Origin of the sequence: Streptomyces sp. NBC_00569, from assembly GCF_036345255.1 — a bacterium.
Classification (GTDB): domain Bacteria; phylum Actinomycetota; class Actinomycetes; order Streptomycetales; family Streptomycetaceae; genus Streptomyces.
The window spans coordinates 4,963,786-4,986,153 of sequence record NZ_CP107783.1 but is presented as its reverse complement, the minus strand read 5'-3'; the positions used below and the strand labels follow the sequence as shown (position 1 = coordinate 4,986,153).

The window sequence follows — 22,368 nt, the reverse complement described above, 5'->3', positions numbered from 1 at the left end:
CCTCAGGCGGTGTAGACGCCCGCTTCCGCCGCCGCGACGGCGGCGTCGGCGGCCTGGTCCGCGTCGGCTTCGGTCGGCGCGGACCCGGCCGTCAGGAGCTGGTAGTAGAGGGGTGCGGACACGGCGCGCACGACGGCGGCCGGGTCCGTGCCGGGGCTCAACTCGCCGCGCAGTACGGCCTGTTCCACGCACGGAGCCCATTCGGTGACCCGCACCTCGTAGAAGCGGCGCAGGGCCGCCGCCGTCTTGTCGTCGCAGGTCGCGGCCGCGATGACGGCCCGGAACAGGGCGCCCTGGCGGGGGTCGGCCAGCGTGCGCCGCACCAGGCGGGCGTTGGCCCGCAGGTCGCCGCGCAGGGTGCCCGTGTCGGTGCGCGGCAGCGACTGCTCCGCCATGTCGGCGAGGAGATCGGCGACGAGCCCCGTGACCGAGCCCCAGCGCCGGTACACCGTCGTCTTGCCGACCTCCGCGCGCCGCGCGACGTCCGCCAGGTCGAGATGGGCGAAACCCTGTTCGGCGAGCACGTCGCCGGCGGCGTCGAGGACGGCGGCGCGGACCCGTGCCGTGCGCCCGCCGGGACGGACGGTGCCGGGCTCAGCCTGCACGGCGCCGGGGTCCGAAGGGGCGGCCCCGGGCTCTGCTTGTTCGGGCATACGGCCAGGGTAACGGCACAGGGGAACCGTTTATCCGGTTACGGTGTGTGTCCGCCCACGTCACCGGCCTGGTAGCGTCCGCATACTTTCCAATTCCGCCGTGACGCTGAGAGGTTGGAGCATGCCGGACGACGCCGCCGCCCGCGACGAGGCCGAAGAGGCATCGGCCTTCTCGCACCCCGTGGTCCCGCCCGACGTCACCGTCGCGTACGGGGATCACCCGGACCAGGTCGTCGACTTCTACGCGCCCCGCGACGGTGCGGAATCCGCGCCCCTGGTGGTGGCCCTGCACGGCGGCGCGTGGCGCGCCCCCTACGACCGGCAGCACCTCACGCCGTTCGCCGACTTCCTGGCGCGGCGCGGCTTCGCGGTCGCCAACGTCGAGTACCGGCGCGGGAGTTCACTGCCCCAGCAGGGTGGCACGGGTCCGGTGGCGGGGCGCTGGCCGGAGACGTTCGACGACATCGCCACCGCCCTCGACGCGCTTCCCCGCCTCGTACGGGAAGCGCTGCCGCAGGGCGATCCGCGGCGCACCGTCGTCGTGGGGCACTCGGCCGGCGGGCAGCTCGCCCTGTGGGCCGCCGCGCGGCATCTGCTGCCCGAGGACGCGCCCTGGCACACCTCCGCCCCCGCACCGCTGCGCGGCGTCGTCGCGCTCGCCCCGATCGCCGACTTCGTGACGGCCCGCGACCTCGACGTCTGCTCCGGCGCGCCCGCCCAATTCCTGGGCGGCGAGGCCGTGTTCGAGGAGCGGCTGCCGTACGCCGACCCCGCCGCGCTGCTGCCCACCGGCATCGCGACGACGCTGGTGCAGGGACGGGCGGACACGACGGTGCCGTACGCGGTCGCGGAGGCCTACGCGGACGCGGCGGCGAAGGCGGGCGAGGTCGTGGGGCTCACGCTCCTGGAGGACGTCGGCCACTTCCCGCTGATCGACCCCGCCGCGGACGCGTGCGCCGTGGTGGCGGAGGAGATCGCCCAGCTGGCGTGGTGACGGCGCCCGTCCCCGGCGGGAGCGTGTAGTACCTGCGACGGAGGGCCCAGGACCCTCCTCCCGTGGGACGCCTTCGGGGCGGGCCGCCGCTTACGGTCTGTACGTGACCGAGACCCAGACCCAGACCCAGACGATGCCGACGGGGGCCAAGAGCCGCAGCCCCGAGTACCGTCTCGCCGCCGGTGCGCTGAGCGGCCTGCGGCAGGACCTGTTCAAGGATCCCTTCGCCTACCGTCCGCTCCCGCCGTGGTCGCCGGACGGCCCGCTGCTCGGGCGGCTTCCGGAGCGGCTGCGCCGCTACGCGGTGTGGACGCCGCATGCCGTGGTCCTGGGCGCCGCCTTTTTCACGCTGCTGATCGCATTCGCCGTCGGCGACTCGATGGGCGGCGACGTGATCCACACGCTGTCCGGGTTCGTCCCGGCGCTCGCCGTGGCGATGACGCTGATCAGGCCGGTCGGGGCGTGGTGGATATCCCTCGTGTCGACGCCGTTCGTCGCGGTCATGGGAGGGGACGGATTCGGCGCCCCGTGGGCGCCCGCCGGGTTCTTCGCGCACCTCGTCGTGATGACGGTCGTCGCCTCCAGGACCCGGCCCCGCACGGCGGCCTGGATGTGGGCGGGCACGGCCGCCTTCGGCTTCTTCGCGTCGGTCCTCTGGTACAGCATGGACCCGGACACCGCGCCGATGCTCGTCATCTCCGCGCTCGCGCTCCTCGTCACCACGTCGGTGCACATCAGGCGCGAGGCGAAGGTGGAGATGACCGCGCAGCGCCAGGTCACGGCGGTGGAGCGGGACAGGCGCACGCTCCTGGAGGAGCGCACGAACATCGCCCGCGAGCTGCACGACGTGGTCGCGCACCACATGTCGGTCGTCGCGATCCAGGCGGAGGCCGCGCCCTACCGCGTGGAGAACCCGCCCCCGGAGCTGGAGCAGGCGTTCGTCACGATCCGCGAGAACGCGGTGGCGGCGCTCACCGAGCTGCGCCGCGTCCTCGGCGTCGTACGGGCAGAGGATTACGAGGCGCCCGACGCCCCACAGCCGACGCTCGCCGACCTCGGCCGGCTCCTGGAGAACGTGCGGGAGGCCGGGCTCCGGGTCGGGCAGACGGTCACCGGCGCGGTCCGTGACCTGCCGCAGGGCGTCGAGCTGTCGGCGTACCGCATCGTGCAGGAGGCGCTGAGCAACGCGCTGCGGCACGCGCCCGGCGCCGAGGCGCGCGTCGAGGTGTCGTACGTCCTCGGGGGGCTCGGCCTGCGCATCGTGAACGGCCCGCCGACGGGTCTGGTCAAGCCCTCGCCGGGCGCGGGCCACGGGATCACGGGCATGCGGGAGCGCATCGCGATGCTGAGCGGCGAGATGACGGCGGGCCCCACGGCGGACGGCGGCTACGAGGTGGCGGCGTTCGTGCCGGTGGCCGCGCCGGAGCCGGAAGCGACGACAAAGGCGACGCCGACGGACCGGCCGGGGGACCCGGCATGACCATCCGTGTACTGGAACCGGGAGACCCCGCATGACCATCCGTGTACTGGAACCGGGAGACCCCGCATGACCATCCGTGTACTGGAACCGGGAGACCCCGCATGACCATCCGCGTACTGATCGCCGACGACCAGATGATGGTCCGTGAGGGCTTCTCGGTGCTGCTCAACGCGATGCCCGACATCGAGGTCGTCGGCGAGGCGGTCAACGGCCGGGAGGCGATCGCCCGGGTCCGTGAACTCTCCCCGGACGTCGTCCTCATGGACATCCGCATGCCGGAGCTGAACGGCATCGAGGCCACCCGCGAGATCGCCGCGATGGACGGCAGCGCGAAGGTGCTCGTCCTGACCACCTTCGACCTCGACGAGTACGTCTACCAGGCCCTGCGCGCCGGTGCCTCCGGCTTCCTCCTCAAGGACGCCTCGGCCCGCCAACTGGCCGACGGTGTAAGGGTGGTGGCCCAAGGCGAGGCGCTCCTCGCCCCCTCGGTCACCCGCCGCCTGATCACGGAGTTCTCCAAGTTGTCCGAGATCCCGAAGCTGCCGGCGGTGGCGAACCCGGAGGCGTTCGGTGAGCTGACGGAGCGCGAGACGGAGGTGCTGGTCCTGATCGCCCAGGGCCTGTCGAACGCGGAGATCGCCGAACGGCTGGTCGTCGCCGAGTCGACCATCAAGACCCACGTCAGCCGGGTCCTGGTGAAGCTGGGCCTGCGCGACCGCACCCAGGCGGCGGTGTTCGCGTACGAGGCCCGGCTGGTCAGGCCCGCGTAGGGAACGTCAGGTCCGGGGGCCGAGGTCGAGCGTCTCGCGGTGTGCGTGCCACCGCGTCATCAGGCCCTTCAGCTCGCTGTCCAGGAACTGCATGAACGCCGCCGTCTCGGCGAGCCGCAGGCCCGCGGGACTGTCCGGGCCCAGTGATTCCACCCCGTCGCGCAGGACCTTCTCCCAGCGCGCGAGGAGCTGGTCGCGGCGGGTGAACGTCTCGAACCACAGGTCGTTGTGCAGCCGGTAGCGGTCGCGGCGCGAGCCGGGCTCCCGCTCGCGGCCGACCATGCCCGCCTGCGTCAGATAGCGCACCGCCCCGGACACCGCCGCCGGGCTGATCTGCAGCCGCTCGGAGAGCTCGGCGGAGGTCAGCGCGCTCTCGTCGGAGGCGAGCAGCGAGGCGAAGACACGGGAGGCCATCCGCTGCATCCCGGCCTCGGTCATCTCCGCGGCGAACCGCTCCACGAAGCGTGACACCCCCGCCTCGGCGGCGTCCCGGCTCGTCCCGGTGCCGCCGTCGCCGTCCTTCGTCGCGCTCATGTCCCGATCATCTCCCCTGGGTGACGTGCAGCCTCAAGTTTATACGCTTCCTTAACTTCACAAGTTTGTGAAAGTAGCGTACGTTCTGAAACATGACGAAGGCAATGACCGTCTCCGGACTGCACAAGTCGTTCGGCAGGACGCACGCGCTGGACGGCCTCGATCTGGACGTCGAGGCCGGCGAGGTGCACGGCTTCCTCGGCCCCAACGGCGCGGGGAAGTCCACCACCATCCGCGTCCTGCTCGGCCTGCTGCGCGCCGACTCGGGTGCGGTGCAGCTGCTCGGCGGCGACCCCTGGGCCGATGCCGTCGCCCTGCACCGCAAGGTCGCGTACGTGCCGGGCGATGTCACGCTGTGGCGCAACCTCAGCGGCGGCGAGGTCATCGACCTCTACGGGCGGCTGCGCGGAGGCCTCGACAAGGCGCGCCGGGCGGACCTGATCGAGCGCTTCGAGCTCGACCCGACCAAGAAGGGCCGCGCCTACTCCAAGGGCAACCGGCAGAAGGTGGCCCTGGTCGCCGCGTTCGCCTCCGACGTGGACGTCCTCATCCTCGACGAGCCGACCTCCGGCCTCGACCCGCTGATGGAGGAGGTCTTCCAGGAGTACGTCAAGGAGGCCGCCCGTGAGCGGGGCCAGACCGTGCTGCTGTCGTCGCACATCCTCAGCGAGGTCGAGTCGCTCTGCGACCGGATCAGCATCATCCGCAAGGGCCGTACCGTCGAGACCGGGTCGCTCAGCGAGCTGCGGCACCTGACCCGCACCAGCGTCACCGCGGAACTCGCCTCCCCGCCCGACGGGCTCGCCCAGCTCCCCGGCGTGCACGACCTGGACATCCAGGGCCTGCGCGTCAAGCTCCAGGTCGACAGCGACAAGCTCGACGCGGTGCTCCGCTCGCTCACCGGCTCCGGCGTACGGTCGCTCGCCAGCACCCCGCCCACGCTGGAGGAGCTGTTCCTGCGGCACTACCAGGGCGACGGTGCGGACGGGGCCGAGGGCGTCCGCGCCGCCGAAGGGGCGGTGTCACGATGACCGCCGCCGTGGCCGACACGCGATTCGCCCCCCGCGCCGCCGGAGCTCGCCAACTCGCGGGCACGGGAACCCTGTTGAGGCTCGCCCTGCGCCGCGACCGCGTCATGATCCCCGTCTGGGGCGCTGTCGTCCTCATGATGGTCCTGTCGATGCCCGGCTCCCTGAAGAGCGTCTACAGCACCGCCGCCGAGCGCGCCGACATCGCACAGTCGATGGCCACGAACAGCTCGATGCGCGCCCTGTACGGGCCGGTCTTCGCCGACTCGATCGGCGGACTCACCGCGTGGCGCATCGGGGTCTACGGCGGGCTGTTCGCCGCCGTCATGAGCCTGCTCATCGTCGTACGGCACACCCGTGACGAGGAGGAGAGCGGGCGCCAGGAGCTGGTGTCGTCGGCGATGGTGGGGCGGCGCGCCCCGCTGACCGCCGCGCTGCTCGCGGCGCTCGTCGCCGACGCGGCCATCGCCCTGCTGGTAGCGGGCGGCCTCGCCTCCCAAGGCGGCGCCGGGGCACTGGCATTGGGGCTGGCGATCGCGGCGACCGGCATGGTGTTCGCCACGATGGCGGCGATCGTCGCGCAGCTCACGGAGAGCGCGCGCCTCGCCAAGGGCCTCACGTCGGCGGTGCTCGGCCTGGCGTTCGTGCTGCGCGCGGCCGGGGACTCGGGGACCGGGGGAGGTTCGTCGGTACTGACCTGGCTGTCGCCGCTCGGCTGGCTGGAGAACACCCGGGCGTTCGCGGACGAGCGCTGGTGGGTGCTGCTCCTGTTCGGGGCGGGCGTCGCCGCGCAGGGGGTGGCCGCGTACGGGCTCGCAGGGCGGCGCGACATCGGGATGAGCTTCCTGCCGAGCCGCGCCGGACCCGCCTCGGGCCGGCTCGGCACGGCCGGCGCGCTCGCCTGGCGGCTCCAGCGCGGCAGCGTGTTCGGGTGGAGCGCCGGGTTCCTCGTCGCCGGCATCGCGTTCGGCGGGATGACGCAGGGCGCGACGGATCTCGTCGGCGACAACCGGAAGACGCGCGACATCATCGAGCGGATGGGGGGCCAGTCCGGCGTCACGGACGCGTTCCTCGCCACGATGGTCGGCATGCTCGGCATGGTCGCCGCGCTCTACATCGTCTCGTCGGTGCTCCGCCTCAGCGGCGAGGAGACCTCGCAGCGCGCCGAGCCGGTCCTCGCGGCCGCGGTCGGCCGGCTGCGGTGGGCGGCGGGCCATCTGGCCATCGCGTTCGGCGGTGCCGCGCTCATCATGGTGCTCGGCGGCCTCGGCCTCGGGATCGGCTACGGCAAGAACTTCGGCCCCGTCCTGGGGGCCTGCCTCACGCAGCTGGCCGCGATCTGGGTCATCGGGGGCCTCGCCGTGCTGCTGTTCGGGGTGTTCCCGAAGGCGGCGGTGGCGGCCTGGGCCGTCGCGGGCATCGCCCTCCTGATCGGCTGGATCGGCCCGGCGTTCGAGCTCCCACAGGCGGTCATGAGCCTCTCCCCGTTCGGCCACCTGCCGAAGCTGCCGGGCGGCGAGATGGAGTGGACCCCCGTCCTGACCCTGCTGGCGATCGCGGCGGTCCTCGTCGCGGCGGGCCTGACGGGCCTGCGCCGCCGGGACCTGTCGAACTGACCCTCACGTCACTTCGGCAGTGTCAGCCCCCACGCACCCGCCCGTACCGTCCACGTGCGGGTGCGTACGGGGCCGCCCACCACCTGGTCCGCGCGGTAGCGGAAGTCCGGGCCCGACACCGTCACCGAGTGCGCGAGGACCCGCAGGGGCCCCGCCTCCGCGCCCACCGAGGACGGCCTCACCTCGACGCTGGCCCGGCCCGCCGCGTCCGGGGCCACGCTCACGCCCTCGACCGGCCGGTCCAGATCGACCAGCGTCACCCCGTCCGCCTCGACCCGCAGCCGCTGCGGCCCCGGCGCAGGCGCCGTCGTACGCGGCGGTCGCGCCGCGAGCGTGCGGACGAGGGACTGGCAGGTGCGCAGCCAGTGGTGCGCGGGATCGGAGCCCGGCGCCGCCGGATGCGCCACGGGCGGGATCCGCAGATCCCCGAGCACCACCCCGTCCGAGTCGTCGACGAGCAGATCGAGCCGCCGCGCGACTCCCTCCAGGGCCGTCCGGGCCGCCGCCACCGCGTCGGTCGGCACGCCGAGGGAGCGCGCCAGCGAGAGACTCGCCCCGACCGGCACGAACGAGAGAACGGAACCCGCCAGCTCGCGCTCGCGGTGCAGCAGCGCCACCGCGCGCAGCAGCGCCCGGTCGTCCCCGATCACCACCGGCCGCCGGGAACCCCTTCTGACCAGCGCCTTCGCGAATTCCTCCGGCCCGTCCGGCAGGCACACCTTCAGCGTCGCACCGGCGCCGAGCACGTCCTTCGCGATGCGTACCGACTCGCCGTCCGCACGCCGGGCGACCGGATCGACGACCACCAGTAGCTGGTCAAAAGCCGCCACCTCGGTCCTGCCTCGCTTCCTCGGGTAGCATCTTGGTGCAAGAGCCCCTTGCGCTATTGCGCCAGGGGCTTCGTCTATTCCGGGGCACACCAAGGCACACCCATACAGGCGGCTACGGCCCCTGACCTTGGTCTTGCCCCGCCCGGAAGGGGTGTACGCCTGTGCCCGCACTTGTGCTGCTCGGTGCTCAGTGGGGTGACGAAGGCAAGGGAAAGGCCACCGACCTGCTCGGTGGATCCGTGGACTATGTGGTGCGCTACCAGGGCGGCAACAACGCCGGTCACACGGTCGTCGTAGGCGACCAGAAGTATGCGCTCCACCTCCTCCCTTCCGGGATCCTCTCGCCGGAGTGCACGCCGGTCATCGGAAACGGTGTCGTCGTCGACCCGTCGGTCCTGCTCTCCGAGCTGAGTGGACTGAACGAGCGCGGCGTCGACACGTCGAAGCTGCTGCTCAGCGGCAACGCGCACATCATCACGCCGTACAACGTGACCGTCGACAAGGTGACGGAACGCTTCCTCGGCAAGCGCAAGATCGGCACCACCGGCCGCGGTATCGGCCCGACGTACGCGGACAAGATCAACCGCGTCGGCATCCGCGTCCAGGACCTCTACGACGAGTCGATCCTCACCCAGAAGGTCGAAGCGGCGCTGGAGGGCAAGAACCAGCTCCTCACCAAGGTCTTCAACCGGCGCGCCATCGAGGCGGAGCAGGTCGTCGAGGAGCTGCTCGGCTACGCGGAGCAGATCAAGGGCTACGTCGCCGACACCACCCTGATCCTGAACAAGGCCCTCGACGACGACAAGGTCGTCCTCTTCGAGGGTGGCCAGGGCACGCTGCTCGACATCGACCACGGCACGTATCCCTTCGTGACGTCGTCGAACCCGACCGCGGGCGGCGCCTGCACGGGTGCGGGCGTCGGCCCGACGAAGATCAGCCGCGTCATCGGCATCCTCAAGGCGTACACGACCCGTGTCGGCGCGGGCCCGTTCCCGACCGAGCTGTTCGACGAGGACGGCGAGGCGCTGCGCCGCATCGGCGGCGAGCGCGGTGTCACCACCGGCCGTGACCGCCGCTGCGGCTGGTTCGACGCGGTCATCGCCCGCTACGCGACCCGCGTGAACGGTCTGACGGACTTCTTCCTCACCAAGCTGGACGTGCTCACGGGCTGGGAGCAGATCCCGGTCTGCGTCGCCTACGAGATCGACGGCAAGCGCGTCGAGGAGCTCCCGTACTCGCAGTCCGACTTCCACCACGCGAAGCCGGTCTACGAGTACCTGCCGGGCTGGTCCGAGGACATCACCAAGGCCAAGACCTTCTCCGACCTGCCGAAGAACGCGCAGGCGTACGTGAAGGCCCTGGAGGAGATGTCGGGCGCCCCGATCTCCGCGATCGGTGTCGGCCCCGGCCGCACCGAGACCATCGAGGTCAACTCGTTCCTCTAGGCCCCGCGCCCCGGAACAGCAGGCGCCCCGGTCCGCTTCGGCGGGCCGGGGCGCCTTCGTGTGTGCGGTCAGCCTCCGAAGACCGACCCGAACTGTGGGGTGCCGGACGTGGACACGCCCACGGCCGAGGGCGAGAGCGACACCGCGCCCGTCGTGGTGATCCTGCCGCCGCTGGACTTGAGGACGGTGACGGCGCCGTTGCCCTCGTTCTCGCCGCTGACTCCGACGGCCAGGTCCGACCTGCCGTCGGCGTTGAAGTCCGACAGCAGGACGTCGGTGCCGAACGCGTCCTGGTACTCGCTGCTGCCCGGGACGCCCGCCGTGTCCTGGGTGAAGGTCTGGGCGCCGGTTCCGGTGACGCCCGAGGCCGAGCCGTACAGGACGGTCACGGCGCCGCTGTCGCCCGTTCCCGAGGCCGCGCCGTCCTCGGCGACGGTGCCGATGGCGATGTCGGAGAGGCCGTCGCCGTTGATGTCGCCGACGCTGACCTCCCAGCCGAACAGGTCCGACGCCTCACCGGTGCCGGGGACGCCCGCGGTGTCCTGGGAGATCACGGTGGTGCCGCCGTCCGGTCCGGTGGCGGAGCCGTACGTGACGTGGATGTCGCCGCCGGTGGACGTGCCGGGCTGCTCCTCGGAGTTGGAGGCGTCGGAGGTCAGGCCGGTGACCACGTCGCCGAAGCCGTCGCCGTTGATGTCACCTATGTCGCTGATGATGCCGCCCGGCAGTGCGGTGGCGGTGGCGGACGGGCCGGACGCCGTGCCGGGCAGGTAGTAGTTGGCGAGGTAGTCGCCGTCACTGGTGGCGTTGTTGCCGCTGACGACGAGGTCGTCCTTGCCGTCTGCGTTCACGTCGCCGGCCGTGAGCTTGTGCAGGTGGTACGGGCTGGTCGCCCGCACCGGGGTGGTGACGGCGGTGACCGAGCCGACCGTGCCCGACTTCGCGATGCCGCTCTTGAAGACGCGGACGGACTTGCTGGTGTCCGCCGTCACGAGGTCGGTCTTCCCGTCGCCGTCGAAGTCGCCCGCCGCGACGTCGAAGCCGAACCGGTCGTGGCTGGAGGGCGCCGGGTCCGCGATGGTGGTGCCGCCCTTCAGCCCTCCGGAGGAGCCCCACAGGACGGTGACGGTCCCGCCGTCGGTGTCGCCGGGCATGTCCTCGTAGGGGGTGCCCACGGCGAGGTCGGTGAAGCCGTCATGGTTGAAGTCGCCAGGTGAGGTGACGTAACCGAAGAGGTCGCCGGACTCGGGCGTGCCCGGCACGCCCGTGGAACTCTGGGTGAGGGTGGCGCGCTTCGCGGCGCTGATCCCGCTCGCCGAACCGTAGAACACGGTGATCTGCCCGGCCTTCGCGTGGCCGCTGACGGACGCCTCGGGAGAGGAGACGGCGACGTCCGGGTAGCCGTCGAGGTTGAAGTCGGCCTCGTGCGGCTGGGTGGCGGAGGCGCCGGGCGTCGCCGACGCGGCGCCGGCCGACAGGGAGACGAGGCCTCCGGTGAGTGCGGCCGCGGCGGCCGTCGCGGCCGCGATGCGGCCACGGCCCGGTCTGACGGCGGGGGTGCGCTTGTGCTTCGGCATGGCGGATTCTCCTGCGGCGGGCTCGGCATGGCGGTTTGGTGATCAGGAGACCCGTGCCGGAGGCCGAAGGTTGTAGGCGCCATCGGGCTATTTCCTGGGGGAGTGCCGGGGGAGCGGGGCCGTCACTCCTTTCCGCAGATCCGCAGCCCCACGGGCGTCCCGCACGGCAGATGGCCGTGGGTGCGGACGACGTCCTGGCCGGGGCCGCGGATCGCGTAGGCCAGGAAGCTGGAGGCGAGGGAGTCGGCGGGCGGGCGGCCGTAGGTGTAGGCGAACTCGATCTCGCGGTACGGGTAGCCGCTCGACTCGATGTGGTCGATGTCCGGCGCGTGGCCGTCGAGGGAGAGACGGTGCAGGCCCTTCAGCTCGGTGGCGGCGCGCAGTTCGCTGTAGCCGAGCGCCCCGGGGATGCGGGCGACGGCGTCCAGGACCTGGTCGGTGGAGTCGAGTTCGCAGCGCAGTACGGGCTCCGACCGCACCGTTCTGTTGGTGCAGTCGTCCGACGAGGTGCGGGGCTCCTCGCCGCCGGCGAGGACCCGGTCCTGGAGGGCGCGGCGGGTGCCGGAGCCCGAGGTGCGGCTGACCAGGACGACGGGCAGGTCGGGTCCGCCGAGCTGGGCCCAGGAGCGGATCTCGCCGCGGTAGAGGCGGCGTACGTCGGCGACCCGCAGGTTCCTGAGCCGGACCCGGTCGTTGACGACGAGGGTGAACAGGGAGACGGCGACGTGGTTCTCGCTGAGCTGGGTGTAGCTCGCGGGGCGCGGCCCGTCGGAGAAGGCGACCACGGCCGGTGATCCCTTGGCCGGCTGCCCGGCGGCGCCCGTTCCCTGCGCGCCGCCGAGGGCGAGTTCCCGTACGCCGGTCTGGCTGCCGTGGGCGCTGACCGTGATGGTCACGTCGGGGCAGTGCTCCTCGTACTTCTGCTTCAGCTCCTCGGCGACCGGAGCGAACGCCGTCGAGCCGGTGACCGTGAGCGGGCCCTTCTCGCAGTAGTCGGGCGGCGGCGGGGTGTCGGGCCACAGGGCGAGGGCCGCGAGCGCGATGACGAAGGCGCTCAGGAGGCCGGTCACCCGGCGTGCCCAGAAGCCGAACACGGGGGGCTTCTCGTCGGGCGTGACGCTGTGGTTCTCGTGCAGTTCACCGCCCTCGACATCGCCCTGGACGGTGGTGTCGCTGTCGACCGGTCCGCCGGTGAGCAGGACGAGGAGCTTGTAGTACGCGCCGGGGTTGAGCGGCACCCGCGGGATGCGCAGTGCGCTGCCCGAACTGACCAGTCCCGGACCCTGGTCGAAGTGGCCCATCAGGTGCTCCGCCTCGGGCGGCAGCGTGACGGCCACGCCCCGGACGGTGCGGTCCTCGAACACGGCGGTCAGGCCGTGGTGCGGTGACGAGTCCGTGTAGTCGTCCCGGCCGATGGGCACCGAGCCGTCGTTCTCGATGCGCAGCAGGACGAGCGTCGCGTCCGACATCTCGGGCATCTCGTCGAAGAGTCCGAGCCGTACGTTGCTGGCGCCCGCGCGGTTGCTGCCGCCTATGACGGTGTCCATCTGCTTGCGGTAGCCGATGCGTTTGCGGCGCGGCGCGCGTCGGTCGATCCACACCGGCGCGGCGATGGACGCGATGCCGATGAGCACACCGGCGCCACCCATGACGACGTCGACATCGAACCAGCTCATGAGCCCCTCGCACGGGTCACCGACTTGATGGTGCGGTCACCGTACGAAGCGGACGGCCGGCCGGGGGCGGAACGGCGGGTGCGTCGGCGGATGTTCGCCGGACGACACCCTTCCGTTCAACTCGGCCCGGCGGACCGGGTGTTCAGCCGCCCTTGCTGTACGTCAGCTCGTCGCCGTTGTTCATCGTGCGGCGCAGCTCGCCCGACGAGAGCACCTCGACCGTGCTCGGCTTGCCCGGACTGCACGAACCGGCGGGGCCGGAGACGACGTCGGTGGCGCCGATGTGCAGCGTCCCGCCGGAGGCCGACACCAGCGTGCCCTGGAACACGCAGTGGTACGTGCCGCCCCCCTTGAGCGGTCCGTCCGCCGTCATCGACAGGACCGTGTCCCCGGGGCCGCCCTGCCCGATGTCCAGACGGCGGGTGTTGTGGCCCGTGGCATTGTCGATCGAGGCGGTCCAGGTGCCGAGGAACTCGGCGGGCACGTCCCCGCCCGCGGGCGGTTCGGAGGACTCGGCCGGCTGCGAGGTCCCGGGGTCCTGCGAACTGGGGCCGGCCGTCGAGGGTCCCTGGCTCGTGGGCGCACCGGACGTCGGCTGCTTGGAGTCCTCGCTCTGGGAGGCCGGCTTGCCGTCGTCCTTCATCAGCGCGTACACCGAGCCGCCCGCGCCGAGCGCCACGACGAGCGCCACCACGATCAGCGCGGCCGTGGAGCGCCCGCTGCGCCGCGGCTCCGGCTGCGGCGCGCCGATGGGGACGACGCCGGGGCCGTACGGCGGTGTGGCGGCGGGGCCGTAGGGCGGCGTCCCGCCCCAGGCGCCCTGCTGCGGATAGCCGTAGACGGGTGCCTGGGGGTGCGGATGCGGATACCCGTACGCGGCGGAGGCGGGCGGGGCCGCCGGCGGGAGCGCGGGGGCCGGCGGGCCGGAGGGGGAGACCATCGTCGGGAGGTGGTTGACGGGCGCGGCGCCGGGCTTGCCGGGCGGGGGAGGGGTCGGCTCGCCGTTCCCGGTCTCTGCGGGCGCTGCGGGAGCGGCGGGCGTGGCGGGTGCGGGCGTCTCCTTGGAGAGGCTGGGCGGCTGCCCGGAGGTCGCCCCGGTCGCGCCGTCGGGGTCCTCCGTGTCCAGCAACTGCACCGCGTGACGACCCAGTTGGGCCACGAGGGCGCCCGGCAGCCACGGGTCACGTGTGCGTCCGCCGTCGCCGAGCGTGTCCTCGGCGCCGGTCCGCTCCAGAAGCTGGTCCAGGGTCGGCCGGGCCGAGGGCTCCTTGTGCAGACAGTCCCGTACGAGTTCCTGGAGGCCCTCCGGGAGCCCTTCGAGGTCGGGTTCCTCTTGGGCGATACGGAACATCAGGGCGTGCACCCCGCTGTTGGCCGTGCCGAACGGGAGCGCGCCCGACGCCGCGTAGGCGAGGACCGAGCCGAGGCAGAACACATCGCAGGCCGGGGTGATCCGGTCGCCGCGCACCTGCTCGGGGGCCATGAAGCCGGGCGAGCCCACGAGGGCGCCCGTTCTCGTGAGGCCGCCGTCCGTCACGGTCTCCAGGGCGCGGGCGATACCGAAGTCGATGACCCGGGGCCCGTCGATCGTCACCAGGACGTTCGACGGCTTCAGGTCGCGGTGGATGAGGCCCGCGGTGTGGATGTCCTTGAGCGCGTGCGTGAGGCCCGCCGCGAGGATCCGCACGGAGCGCTCGGGCAGCGCGCCGTAGTCGTGCGAGACGACCGTCTGGAGCGAGGGCCCCGCCACGTAACCCGTGGCCACCCAGGGGATGTCCGCCTCCGTGTCCGCGTCGAGGACCGGCGCGGTCCACTCCCCGCCGACCTGTCGCGCGGCCCGCACCTCGAGCCGGAACCGGTTCCTGAACTCCTCCTGCTCGGCGAGCTCCTGGCGTACCAGCTTGACCGCGACCGTGCGCCCGCGGTCCGAACGCGCCAGATAGACCTGGCCCATCCCGCCCGCCCCGAGCCGCGCCAGCAGCCGGTACGCACCGATGCGCTGCGGATCTCCCGCCCCCAGCTTCTCCATGTCGCGCCACCCTCCCCCGTGTGTGACCAACATCCTGAGAATAGTGGGAGGTTGTGACACTGGGGCGGTGGCGGCGTCTACGGTTCCGTAACAGGGTGGGCCGTCGGGTGACCCCCGGGGTGATCCATCACCTCGTCGAGTGCCGCCGACAGCCGTTCGAGCGTCCGCACCGTCGCGGCGAGTTCGTCCTCGCCGAGTGCCGCCGCGAGCCGGTCCGCGAGGGCCGCGTGGCCGGGGCCGATCCGCGCGACCGCCGCACGGCCCTCCTCGGTGGGGGCCAGGAGTTTGGCGCGCCGGTGGGCCGGGTTCGGCTCGTACGCGGCGAGGCCCTGGGTGACGAGCAGGTCGGCGACGCGCTGCACGCTCTGGCGGGTGATGCCCATGACGCGCGCGATGCCGGCGACGGGCAGCGGCTCGGTCAGGACCGCGCCGAGCACCTGCCACCGGGCCGCGGTGAGTCCCGCGGGCCGTGAAAGCTCCTCGGAGACGGACAGGAACTGGCCGTTGAGCCGGAAGACGCCGAGCGCGGTCCGGCTCAGCAGGTCCTGGCGCGCCCTGCTCACTCCTGCGCTCCCTGGAGGATCGCGTACGCCGTCACGTCCGAGTCGTGGAACAGGCGGTACCAGGCGTCGAGCAGCTCGCCCTCGAACACCCCGAGCCCGCCGAGGACTTCGCGCGCGAACGCGACCGGTTCGGTCGGCCCGGCGGTGATCAGGCCGCCGTCGGTCACGGCGTCCGCGTCGACGTAGCGCTCGCCGCCCTTGTAGCCGGTGGCGTCGAGGTACATGGGGGCGGCGCTGGTGTGCGCCCGGTCGTCGAGCAGGCCCTCGCGGGCGAGTCCGGCGGTGGCCCCGCAGATCGCGGCGACCGGCACTCCCGCGTCGAGGAAGGCACGGGCCTTGCGGGCGAAGGGCGCGAGGTCGTCACCGGCGTCCCAGAGGTCGGCGCCGGTGAGGATCAGCAGCGAGCTGTCCTCGGGGCGCAGGTCGTCGAGGGCGAGATCGGGCTGGACGCGCACGCCGCCGATGGTGGTGACGGCCCGCCCGGAGTCGAGCGCGACGGTGCGGATCCCGTAACCGCCACGGGCCAGGTGCGCGGTGGCGTGCCCCGACTCCCAGTCGGCGAGCGTGTCGTAGACGGCGAGGTGTACGGGCTTCTCGGCGCGGCCGGCGGTCATGGTGTCCTCCAGAACCTCGGGTACCTGTCACTGCCTGATGCTTATGACAGCATGCTGTCATTGCGACAGGATGCTGTCAATCATCCTTCGCACGGCCCCCTTCTCCGTGGAAATTCATTTCCGTCAATCGGAACGATCTTGCGATCCGGTACGTAGTACTTCACGACGAACCGCAACGAACCACGACGACCACGTCACGACGTACCCCTTCACGTCTACGACCTCCCCCTACCGAGGAGACCGTGTGCTGAACAGGACGCCAGTCGCCGTCCGCGCCCTCGCGCGCGCCGCGCTCGCCGCCCGCCCCGTCGGACTCGACGGGACCGACGCCGAGGCCCCGCTGCTGCGCCACCACGGCCACAGCTATATCGTTCCCGTCGAGCTCTTCCAGGACTTCGCCGCCCTGCTCACCGACCCCCGCAGGCCGGGCGGCCCCTACCGCGCCCTGTCCGTCGGCGGTCGCCGCTGGTTCGGATACCGCTCGACGCACTACGACACCCCCGCCCTGCGCACGTTCCACGACCACGCGCAGGAACGCGCGCCCCGCTTCGGCATCAGGGAGCGGCTCTACGAGGACAGCGGGAAGCGGCAGTTGGAGCTCAAGGTGCGCTGCGCGGACGGCGGGACGGTCAAGCACCGCACCCTCCTGGGCGAGGGCGACCACCCCCTCGACGACACCCGGCGCGCCTTCGTCAGCGGCCTCCTGCGCGGCACGTACGGCATCGGGGCGCCGCAGGAGCTGGCCGCCCGCGTCGTCACCGAGTACCGGCGCGCGACGTTCGTGGCCGACGGGCAGCGGCTCACCTGCGACGCGGGGCTCGTCGTGCGTGACGCGTCGCGGGGGCGCGCGGTGCGGGCAGACGGCGGGTCCGTGCTCGTGGAGACCAAGGCGGGCGCGCCGGGGCGGCCGACGGACGCGGACCGGCTCCTCGCCCGGTTCGGGGTGGCGCCCGTCGCGTTCGGCAAGTACTGCGGGGGGCTCGCCGCGCTGCGGCCCGAGCTGGCGGCCGGACCGTGGGACGACGCGGTGCGGACGCTGTTCCCCGGGGCGGTGCCTCCGGGCGAGGGCGACAGTGTGTCGCGTTAGCGGCCGTCCCACAGACAGGACGCCGATGGTCCTTCCACCATGCGGACATTTACCCTCGGGCCCATGACCCCTCAGCCGAATCCCCAGGTCGGCGCCGCCGTCAAGGCCGCGGACCGTGCGCACGTGTTCCACTCCTGGTCCGCACAGGAGCTCATCGACCCGCTCGCCGTCGCCGGCGCCGAAGGCTCGTACTTCTGGGACTACGACGGCAACCGCTACCTCGACTTCACCTCCGGCCTCGTCTTCACGAACATCGGGTACCAGCACCCGAAGGTCGTCGCCGCGATCCAGGAGCAGGCCGCCTCCCTCACGACCTTCGCGCCCGCGTTCGCCGTCGAGGCCCGCTCCGAGGCCGCACGCCTCATCGCCGAGCGGACCCCCGGCGACCTGGACAAGATCTTCTTCACCAACGGCGGCGCCGAGGCGGTGGAGAACGCCACCCGCATGGCCCGTCTGCACACGGGCCGCCCCAAGGTGCTCTCCGCCTACCGCTCGTACCACGGCGCCACCTCCACCGCGATCAACCTGACCGGCGACCCGCGCCGCTGGCCGAGCGACCAGGGCGCGGCGGGCGTCGTCCACTTCTGGGCGCCGTTCCTGTACCGCTCCCCGTTCTACTCGGAGACCGAGCAGCAGGAGTGCGAGCGCGCACTCCAGCACCTCGAGGACACCATCGCCTTCGAGGGCCCGGCCACGATCGCCGCGATCATCCTGGAGACCGTGCCCGGCACCGCCGGCATCATGACGCCGCCGCCCGGCTACCTCCAGGGCGTGCGCGAGCTGTGCGACCGGCACGGCATCGTCTTCATCCTCGACGAGGTCATGGCGGGCTTCGGGCGCACCGGCAAGTGGTTCGCCGCGGACCACTACGACGTCGTGCCCGACCTGATGACCTTCGCCAAGGGCGTGAACTCGGGCTACGTCCCGCTCGGCGGCGTCGCCATCTCCGGCGCCATAGCCGACACGTTCGGCAAGCGCCCCTACCCGGGCGGCCTCACCTACTCCGGGCACCCGCTGGCCTGCGCCGCGGCCGTCGCCACCATCAACGTCATGGAGGAGGAGCGCGTCGTCGAGAACGCCGCCCACCTCGGCGAGACGCTGATCGGCCCGGCGCTGCGCGAGCTGGCCGAGCGCCACCCGTCGGTGGGCGAGGTCCGCGGACTCGGCATGTTCTGGGCCCTGGAGCTGGTGAAGGACAAGGCCACCCGTGAGCCGCTGACCCCGTACAACGCGGCGGGTGCGGCGAACGCGCCGATGGCCGCCTTCGGCGCCGCCGCCAAGAAGAACGGCCTGTGGCCCTTCATCAACATGAACCGCACCCACGTGGTCCCGCCGTGCAACGTCACGGAGGCCGAGGCCAAGGAGGGTCTCGCCGCCCTCGACGAGGCGCTGACCGTGGCGGACGGATACACGGCGTAGGGAAACAAGTACTCCGTGTCACTCCCCGTAGTGCGTAGGCTGACCAGCTGACCAGGAACAGCCTCACCAGCTGACGACGCACTACGGGGGAGGGACACCACGTGCCCGGAACCGACGGCGGAGCTGCCGTCCAGCGCAGCACGCTGCGCCAGCAGATCGCCGACGCCCTGCGCGACGAGATCCTCGCGGGGCGGCTCGAACCGGGCCAGGAGTTCACGGTCAAGGAGATCGCCGAGCAGTACGGCGTCTCCGCGACCCCGGTCCGCGAGGCCCTGGTCGACCTGTCCGGGCAGGGTCTCCTGGACTCCGCCCAGCACCGCGGCTTCGCGGTCCACGAGTACTCGCTCGCCGACTACCGCGGCATGATCGAGGCCCGCAGCCTCGTCACGGACGGCATCTTCCGCGGCCTCGTCGCCGACGCCGACGCGCACCAAGCCACTCCCGCCGCCCTCGCCGGGGTCCGCCGCCGCGGCGAGGAGGCCGCCCGCGCGGCCGCGGCCGGCGACCTGAACGTGCTGATCGGCTACGACCTGCGGTTCTGGCGCGAGCTCAGCGCCCTGTTCGGGAACCCGTACCTCTCCGACTTCTTCCATCGCCTGCGCGTCCAGTCGTGGATGTGCGCGGTCCCGCACCTGCGCCGCGTGGACGACCTCAGAGGCCACCTCTGGTCGGGGCACTGCGGCCTCGTCGACGCGCTCGCGGCCCGGGACGCCCGCGCCGCGCAGGACATCGTCACCGCGTACAACGCAGACTCCCTCGCCCTCGTCGAGCGGCTGGCCGGGCGGTGAGCACGGAGCGGACCGACCGTCCCGTCGCCGCGCGCGCGGGCGTGGTGGACCTCACCGTCGTCGTCCCCGCGTACAACGAGGAGCGCCGGCTCGGTCCCACGCTGGACGCGGTCACCGCGTACCTGAGCGACAGGGACGGCGGGAACCGGTGGGGTGACTGGGAGATCGTCGTCGTCGACGACGGCTCCACCGACCGGACCGGCGAGATCGCGGAGTGCGCGGCGGCGGCCGCCCCCGAGGGCCCCGGCCGCACCCCCCGCATCCGGCTCGTCAGGAGCCCCCGCAACCGCGGCAAGGGCCACGCCCTGCGCCAGGGTGTCCTGGCCTCCCGCGGCCGCCGTGTCCTGGTCACCGACGCCGACCTCGCCGCGCCCATAGAGGAGCTGGAAGCCCTCGACAAGGCGCTCGGCGAGGGCCACGCGGCGGCGATCGGCTCCCGCGCCAGGCCCGGCGCGACGATCGCCCGCCACCAGCACCGGCTGCGCGAAGTCCTCGGCCGCACCGGCAACTTCCTGATCCGTGCGACGACCGTCCCCGGCATCAGGGACACCCAGTGCGGCTTCAAGCTCTTCGACGGCGACCGGGCCCGCGCCGCGTTCGCCGCGGCACGCCTGGACGGCTGGGGCATCGACGTGGAGATACTGATGTACTTCCGCCGCTCCGGCTGGCCGGTCGCCGAGGTGCCCGTGCGGTGGTCGCACCAGGCGGGCTCGAAGGTCCGCCCCTTCGACTACATACGGGTCCTGGCCGAGCTGGTGACGCTCAGGGCGCGGGCGGTGCCGAAGGGCCACCTCCTCGTGGCGGCCCTCTTCCTCGTCCTGTCCGTCGCCCTGTACTCGGGCCGCTGGGCGGCGCCCGCGCACCGCTACCTCCCCGACTCCCTCCAGGACCAGAACCAGTGGGAGTGGTTCTTCGCGGTGACGGCGGACAGCGTCCGCCACCTCCACAACCCCTTGTTCACGACGCTCCAGGGCTTCCCGGACGGCGTGAACCTGATGGCCAACACCGCGATGCTGGGCCTGTCCGTCCCGCTCGCCCCCGTGACCTGGCTCTTCGGCCCCGCCGTCGCCCTGAACGTGGCGATGACGTGCGGCCTCGCCGCCACCGCGTTCGCCTGGTACCGGCTGATCCTGAAACGGCTCGTACGGACCCGGTGGGCCGCCGCGACCGGCGCGCTCCTCGCCGCGTTCGCGCCCCCGATGGTCAGCCACGCGCACGCGCACCCGAACTTCGTCGTCCTGTTCATGATCCCGCTGATCATCGAGCGGGCGCTGCGGCTGGGCGAAGGCAAGCGCGTGGTGCGCGACGGCGTCGTCCTCGGCCTCTTCGCGACGTACCAGATCTTCCTCGGTGAGGAACCGCTCCTGCTCGCCGTCATGGGCATGGTGCTGTTCGCGCTCGCCTACGCCGTCGTGCGCAGGGACGTGGCGAAGGCCATGTGGCGCCCGCTCCTGCGCGGGCTGGGGGTCGCCGCCGCGGTCGCGCTGCCGCTCGTCGCCTTCCCCCTGTACTGGCAGTTCCTCGGCCCGCAGAGCTACAAGAGCGTGCTGCACGGCGACAACGCGGGCAACAGCCCCCTCGCCCTCCTCTCCTTCGCCGAGCGCTCCCTCGCCGGCTCCCGCGAGCGCGCCGCCACGCTCGCCCTCAACCCGACCGAGCAGAACGCCTTCTACGGCTGGCCGCTCGTCGCGCTCGCCTTCGCGATCGTCGTACGGCTGTGGCGCAGCGCCGCGGTGAAGGCGCTCGCGTTCACCGCGGTCGCCGCGGCCCTGCTCTCGCTCGGCCCGAAGTTCCGTATCCCGCTGACCGACGTCGTACTGCCGGGCCCCTGGGCGCTGCTCGCCCACCGGCCTCTGTTCGAGTCGGTCATCGAGTCGCGGGTGGCGATGGTGTGCGCGCCCGCGCTCGGGATGCTGCTCGCCCTCGCGCTGGACCGGCTCGCCGCGGCGCGGGTCCCGTACCGGCTCGTCGGCTTCGCGGTGGTCGCCGCGGCGCTCGTGCCGATCGTCCCGGCGCCGCTCAGGGCGGTCGACCGGGCCGACGTCCCGGCGTTCGTCGCCGACGGCACCTGGAAGCGGTACGTCGGCCCCGGCGAGAGTCTCGTGCCGGTGCCGCTGCCCGACCCGGGCAACGCGGAGGCCCTGCACTGGCAGACCGAGGCCGGCCTCGGTTTCCGTCTTCCCGGCGGGTACTTCAACGGCCCCTACGGCCCCGACCACGTCGGCATCTACGGCGCCTCGCCCCGCTGGACCTCCAACCTGCTGCGCGACATCCGCTACTCGGGCCGGGCCCCCGAGATCACCGACGCGTGGCGCGCCCAGGCCCGCCGCGACTTCGCGTACTGGCGCGCCGGTGTCCTCGTGCTCGCCCCGCAGCAGAACGACGGGGTGCTGCGGGCGACGGTCGACCAGCTGGTCGGCAGGGCCGGTACGTGGACCGGAGGCGTATGGATCTGGGATCTGAGCAATGTGCAGAGGGGGAGCTGAACCGGCTCCGCGCGCATTACGCTGCCTTTCCGCCGTTCATTACGGCCTTCACCACCGGAGGAGTCGCCTTGGCCTGTGACCTGTGGCTGGTCCCGCTCGTCGATGTGCTGTGCCACAGCCCCGACAACCCCTTCGCCGAGGAACTCGCGCTCTACGACAAGGCGTTGCACGAGGCAGGACTGCCACCGGTGCCGGTCTACTCGTACATGCCGGGACTCTCCGGTGACGTGGCCCCCGTCGCCGGCTTCGACTACGACGCGCTGCACTTCCTGCGGCGCGCGTACCTCCTCCAGATGTGCGGCCTCGCCGTCACGCCGGTCGACGAACTGGGCGGCGACTACGAGCAGCTCCTGGAGATGTTCGAGACGACGGCGCAGCAGTCGCATCTGGTCTGGCACTACGACCACGCGGGAGCGTACGTCCCCGTGGACTTCCCGAGTCCGCTGTCCAACGACGAACTCCTCGCCGGCGGTGGCCCCCTCTGCTCCTCGCACGCGCTCCTGCGGGAACTGGAGTACGTGGCCCGGTCGATCGGCATAGACCCGGCCAACCCGCCGGCGCCCCCGGTCCCGCCGGAGGGCCCCACGGCGCTGGAGGAACCGGCGGCGCCGGCCCCCCTCGACAACAGCCCCTTCGCCCGCGAACGCCATGTCTGGCTCGGCCTGCACGCGGCCGCGACCCGGAGCCTGGCCCAAGGTTCCATGATCATCTTCAGTTGACCCGGAGCCCCGCGCCCGAACCGCGCCCCGCCACGGGCCCGCCCGACCGCACCGCCCCAG

The 22,368-nt window shown here is 72.5% G+C and carries 19 protein-coding genes; 11 read left to right on the top strand and 8 right to left on the bottom strand.

The annotated features are described in order from the left end of the window. Nucleotides 1-2: 2 nt before the first annotated feature. A complete protein-coding gene (locus tag OHO83_RS22445; protein ID WP_266672673.1) occupies nucleotides 3-653 on the bottom strand; it encodes a TetR/AcrR family transcriptional regulator in 651 nt (216 codons plus the stop codon). A gap of 121 nt (nucleotides 654-774) precedes the next feature. On the opposite strand from OHO83_RS22445, the gene OHO83_RS22440 reads away from it, so the two are divergent. The 3 genes from OHO83_RS22440 to OHO83_RS22430 all read left to right on the top strand — a co-directional run bounded on the left by OHO83_RS22440 (nucleotide 775) and on the right by OHO83_RS22430 (nucleotide 3,897). Continuing rightward, complete coding sequence (locus OHO83_RS22440) at nucleotides 775-1,647, top strand: alpha/beta hydrolase family protein (RefSeq protein ID WP_266672675.1); 873 nt, start codon at nucleotides 775-777, stop codon at nucleotides 1,645-1,647. Between the two features lie 103 nt (nucleotides 1,648-1,750). Beyond that, the gene (locus tag OHO83_RS22435; RefSeq protein WP_389571101.1) at nucleotides 1,751-3,127 is read left to right on the top strand and encodes a sensor histidine kinase; all 1,377 of its coding nucleotides are present in this window, start codon (nucleotides 1,751-1,753) and stop codon (nucleotides 3,125-3,127) included. Between the two features lie 101 nt (nucleotides 3,128-3,228). After that, nucleotides 3,229-3,897: a response regulator gene (locus tag OHO83_RS22430; protein ID WP_266672677.1), complete on the top strand. Its 669-nt coding sequence runs from the start codon at nucleotides 3,229-3,231 to the stop codon at nucleotides 3,895-3,897. Between the two features lie 6 nt (nucleotides 3,898-3,903). On the opposite strand, the gene OHO83_RS22425 is transcribed toward OHO83_RS22430, so the two are convergent. Beyond that, the gene (locus OHO83_RS22425) at nucleotides 3,904-4,431 is read right to left on the bottom strand and encodes a GbsR/MarR family transcriptional regulator (protein WP_389571098.1); all 528 of its coding nucleotides are present in this window, start codon (nucleotides 4,429-4,431) and stop codon (nucleotides 3,904-3,906) included. Nucleotides 4,432-4,523: 92 nt separating this feature from the next. Here OHO83_RS22425 and OHO83_RS22420 point away from each other — a divergent pair, with 92 nt between their 5' ends. Together OHO83_RS22420 and OHO83_RS22415 are read left to right on the top strand one after the other, a co-directional pair. Beyond that, complete coding sequence (locus tag OHO83_RS22420) at nucleotides 4,524-5,462, top strand: ABC transporter ATP-binding protein (RefSeq protein ID WP_266672679.1); 939 nt, start codon at nucleotides 4,524-4,526, stop codon at nucleotides 5,460-5,462. Beyond that, complete coding sequence (locus tag OHO83_RS22415; protein WP_266672681.1) at nucleotides 5,459-7,075, top strand: ABC transporter permease; 1,617 nt, start codon at nucleotides 5,459-5,461, stop codon at nucleotides 7,073-7,075. Before OHO83_RS22420 ends, OHO83_RS22415 begins: the two co-directional genes overlap by 4 nt. Before the next feature lie 8 nt (nucleotides 7,076-7,083). Here OHO83_RS22415 and OHO83_RS22410 read toward each other — a convergent pair whose 3' ends face one another. Beyond that, entirely contained in the window at nucleotides 7,084-7,905 is an 822-nt protein-coding gene (locus OHO83_RS22410; protein WP_266672683.1) for a diacylglycerol kinase, read from the bottom strand. Nucleotides 7,906-8,066: 161 nt separating this feature from the next. Here OHO83_RS22410 and OHO83_RS22405 point away from each other — a divergent pair, with 161 nt between their 5' ends. Beyond that, on the top strand, nucleotides 8,067-9,350 hold the full coding sequence (locus tag OHO83_RS22405) for an adenylosuccinate synthase (protein ID WP_266672685.1): 1,284 nt from the start codon (nucleotides 8,067-8,069) through the stop codon (nucleotides 9,348-9,350). Nucleotides 9,351-9,418: 68 nt separating this feature from the next. Here the strand turns inward: OHO83_RS22405 and OHO83_RS22400 are convergent, their stop codons facing one another. From OHO83_RS22400 to OHO83_RS22380, 5 genes are all read right to left on the bottom strand, one after another. After that, nucleotides 9,419-10,927: an FG-GAP and VCBS repeat-containing protein gene (locus tag OHO83_RS22400; protein WP_266672687.1), complete on the bottom strand. Its 1,509-nt coding sequence runs from the start codon at nucleotides 10,925-10,927 to the stop codon at nucleotides 9,419-9,421. A 122-nt stretch (nucleotides 10,928-11,049) separates the two neighbouring features. Then, nucleotides 11,050-12,603, bottom strand: coding sequence for a substrate-binding domain-containing protein (locus tag OHO83_RS22395; RefSeq protein WP_266672689.1), 1,554 nt, complete (start codon nucleotides 12,601-12,603; stop codon nucleotides 11,050-11,052). Nucleotides 12,604-12,745: 142 nt separating this feature from the next. Continuing rightward, nucleotides 12,746-14,632, bottom strand: coding sequence for a serine/threonine-protein kinase (locus OHO83_RS22390; RefSeq protein WP_266672691.1), 1,887 nt, complete (start codon nucleotides 14,630-14,632; stop codon nucleotides 12,746-12,748). Nucleotides 14,633-14,709: 77 nt separating this feature from the next. After that, nucleotides 14,710-15,195, bottom strand: coding sequence for a MarR family winged helix-turn-helix transcriptional regulator (locus OHO83_RS22385; protein ID WP_266672693.1), 486 nt, complete (start codon nucleotides 15,193-15,195; stop codon nucleotides 14,710-14,712). Further along, nucleotides 15,192-15,809 carry a DJ-1/PfpI family protein gene (locus OHO83_RS22380; protein ID WP_266672695.1) on the bottom strand — a complete coding sequence of 206 codons (618 nt, stop codon included), beginning with the start codon at nucleotides 15,807-15,809 and terminating at the stop codon, nucleotides 15,192-15,194. Before OHO83_RS22380 ends, OHO83_RS22385 begins: the two co-directional genes overlap by 4 nt. A gap of 244 nt (nucleotides 15,810-16,053) precedes the next feature. Between OHO83_RS22380 and OHO83_RS22375 the strand changes: the two genes are divergently transcribed. The 5 genes from OHO83_RS22375 to OHO83_RS22355 all read left to right on the top strand — a co-directional run bounded on the left by OHO83_RS22375 (nucleotide 16,054) and on the right by OHO83_RS22355 (nucleotide 22,308). Next, a complete protein-coding gene (locus OHO83_RS22375) occupies nucleotides 16,054-16,896 on the top strand; it encodes a VTC domain-containing protein (RefSeq protein ID WP_266672697.1) in 843 nt (280 codons plus the stop codon). A gap of 63 nt (nucleotides 16,897-16,959) precedes the next feature. Beyond that, nucleotides 16,960-18,315, top strand: coding sequence for an aspartate aminotransferase family protein (locus OHO83_RS22370; RefSeq protein ID WP_266672699.1), 1,356 nt, complete (start codon nucleotides 16,960-16,962; stop codon nucleotides 18,313-18,315). A gap of 101 nt (nucleotides 18,316-18,416) precedes the next feature. Continuing rightward, nucleotides 18,417-19,103, top strand: a complete 687-nt coding sequence (locus OHO83_RS22365) for a GntR family transcriptional regulator (protein WP_266672701.1) — start codon at nucleotides 18,417-18,419, stop codon at nucleotides 19,101-19,103. After that, on the top strand, nucleotides 19,100-21,589 hold the full coding sequence (locus OHO83_RS22360) for a dolichyl-phosphate beta-glucosyltransferase (RefSeq protein WP_266672703.1): 2,490 nt from the start codon (nucleotides 19,100-19,102) through the stop codon (nucleotides 21,587-21,589). The genes OHO83_RS22365 and OHO83_RS22360 overlap by 4 nt, the downstream gene beginning before the upstream one ends. A 68-nt stretch (nucleotides 21,590-21,657) precedes the next feature. Beyond that, a complete protein-coding gene (locus OHO83_RS22355; protein WP_266672704.1) occupies nucleotides 21,658-22,308 on the top strand; it encodes a hypothetical protein in 651 nt (216 codons plus the stop codon). Nucleotides 22,309-22,368 lie beyond the last annotated feature (60 nt).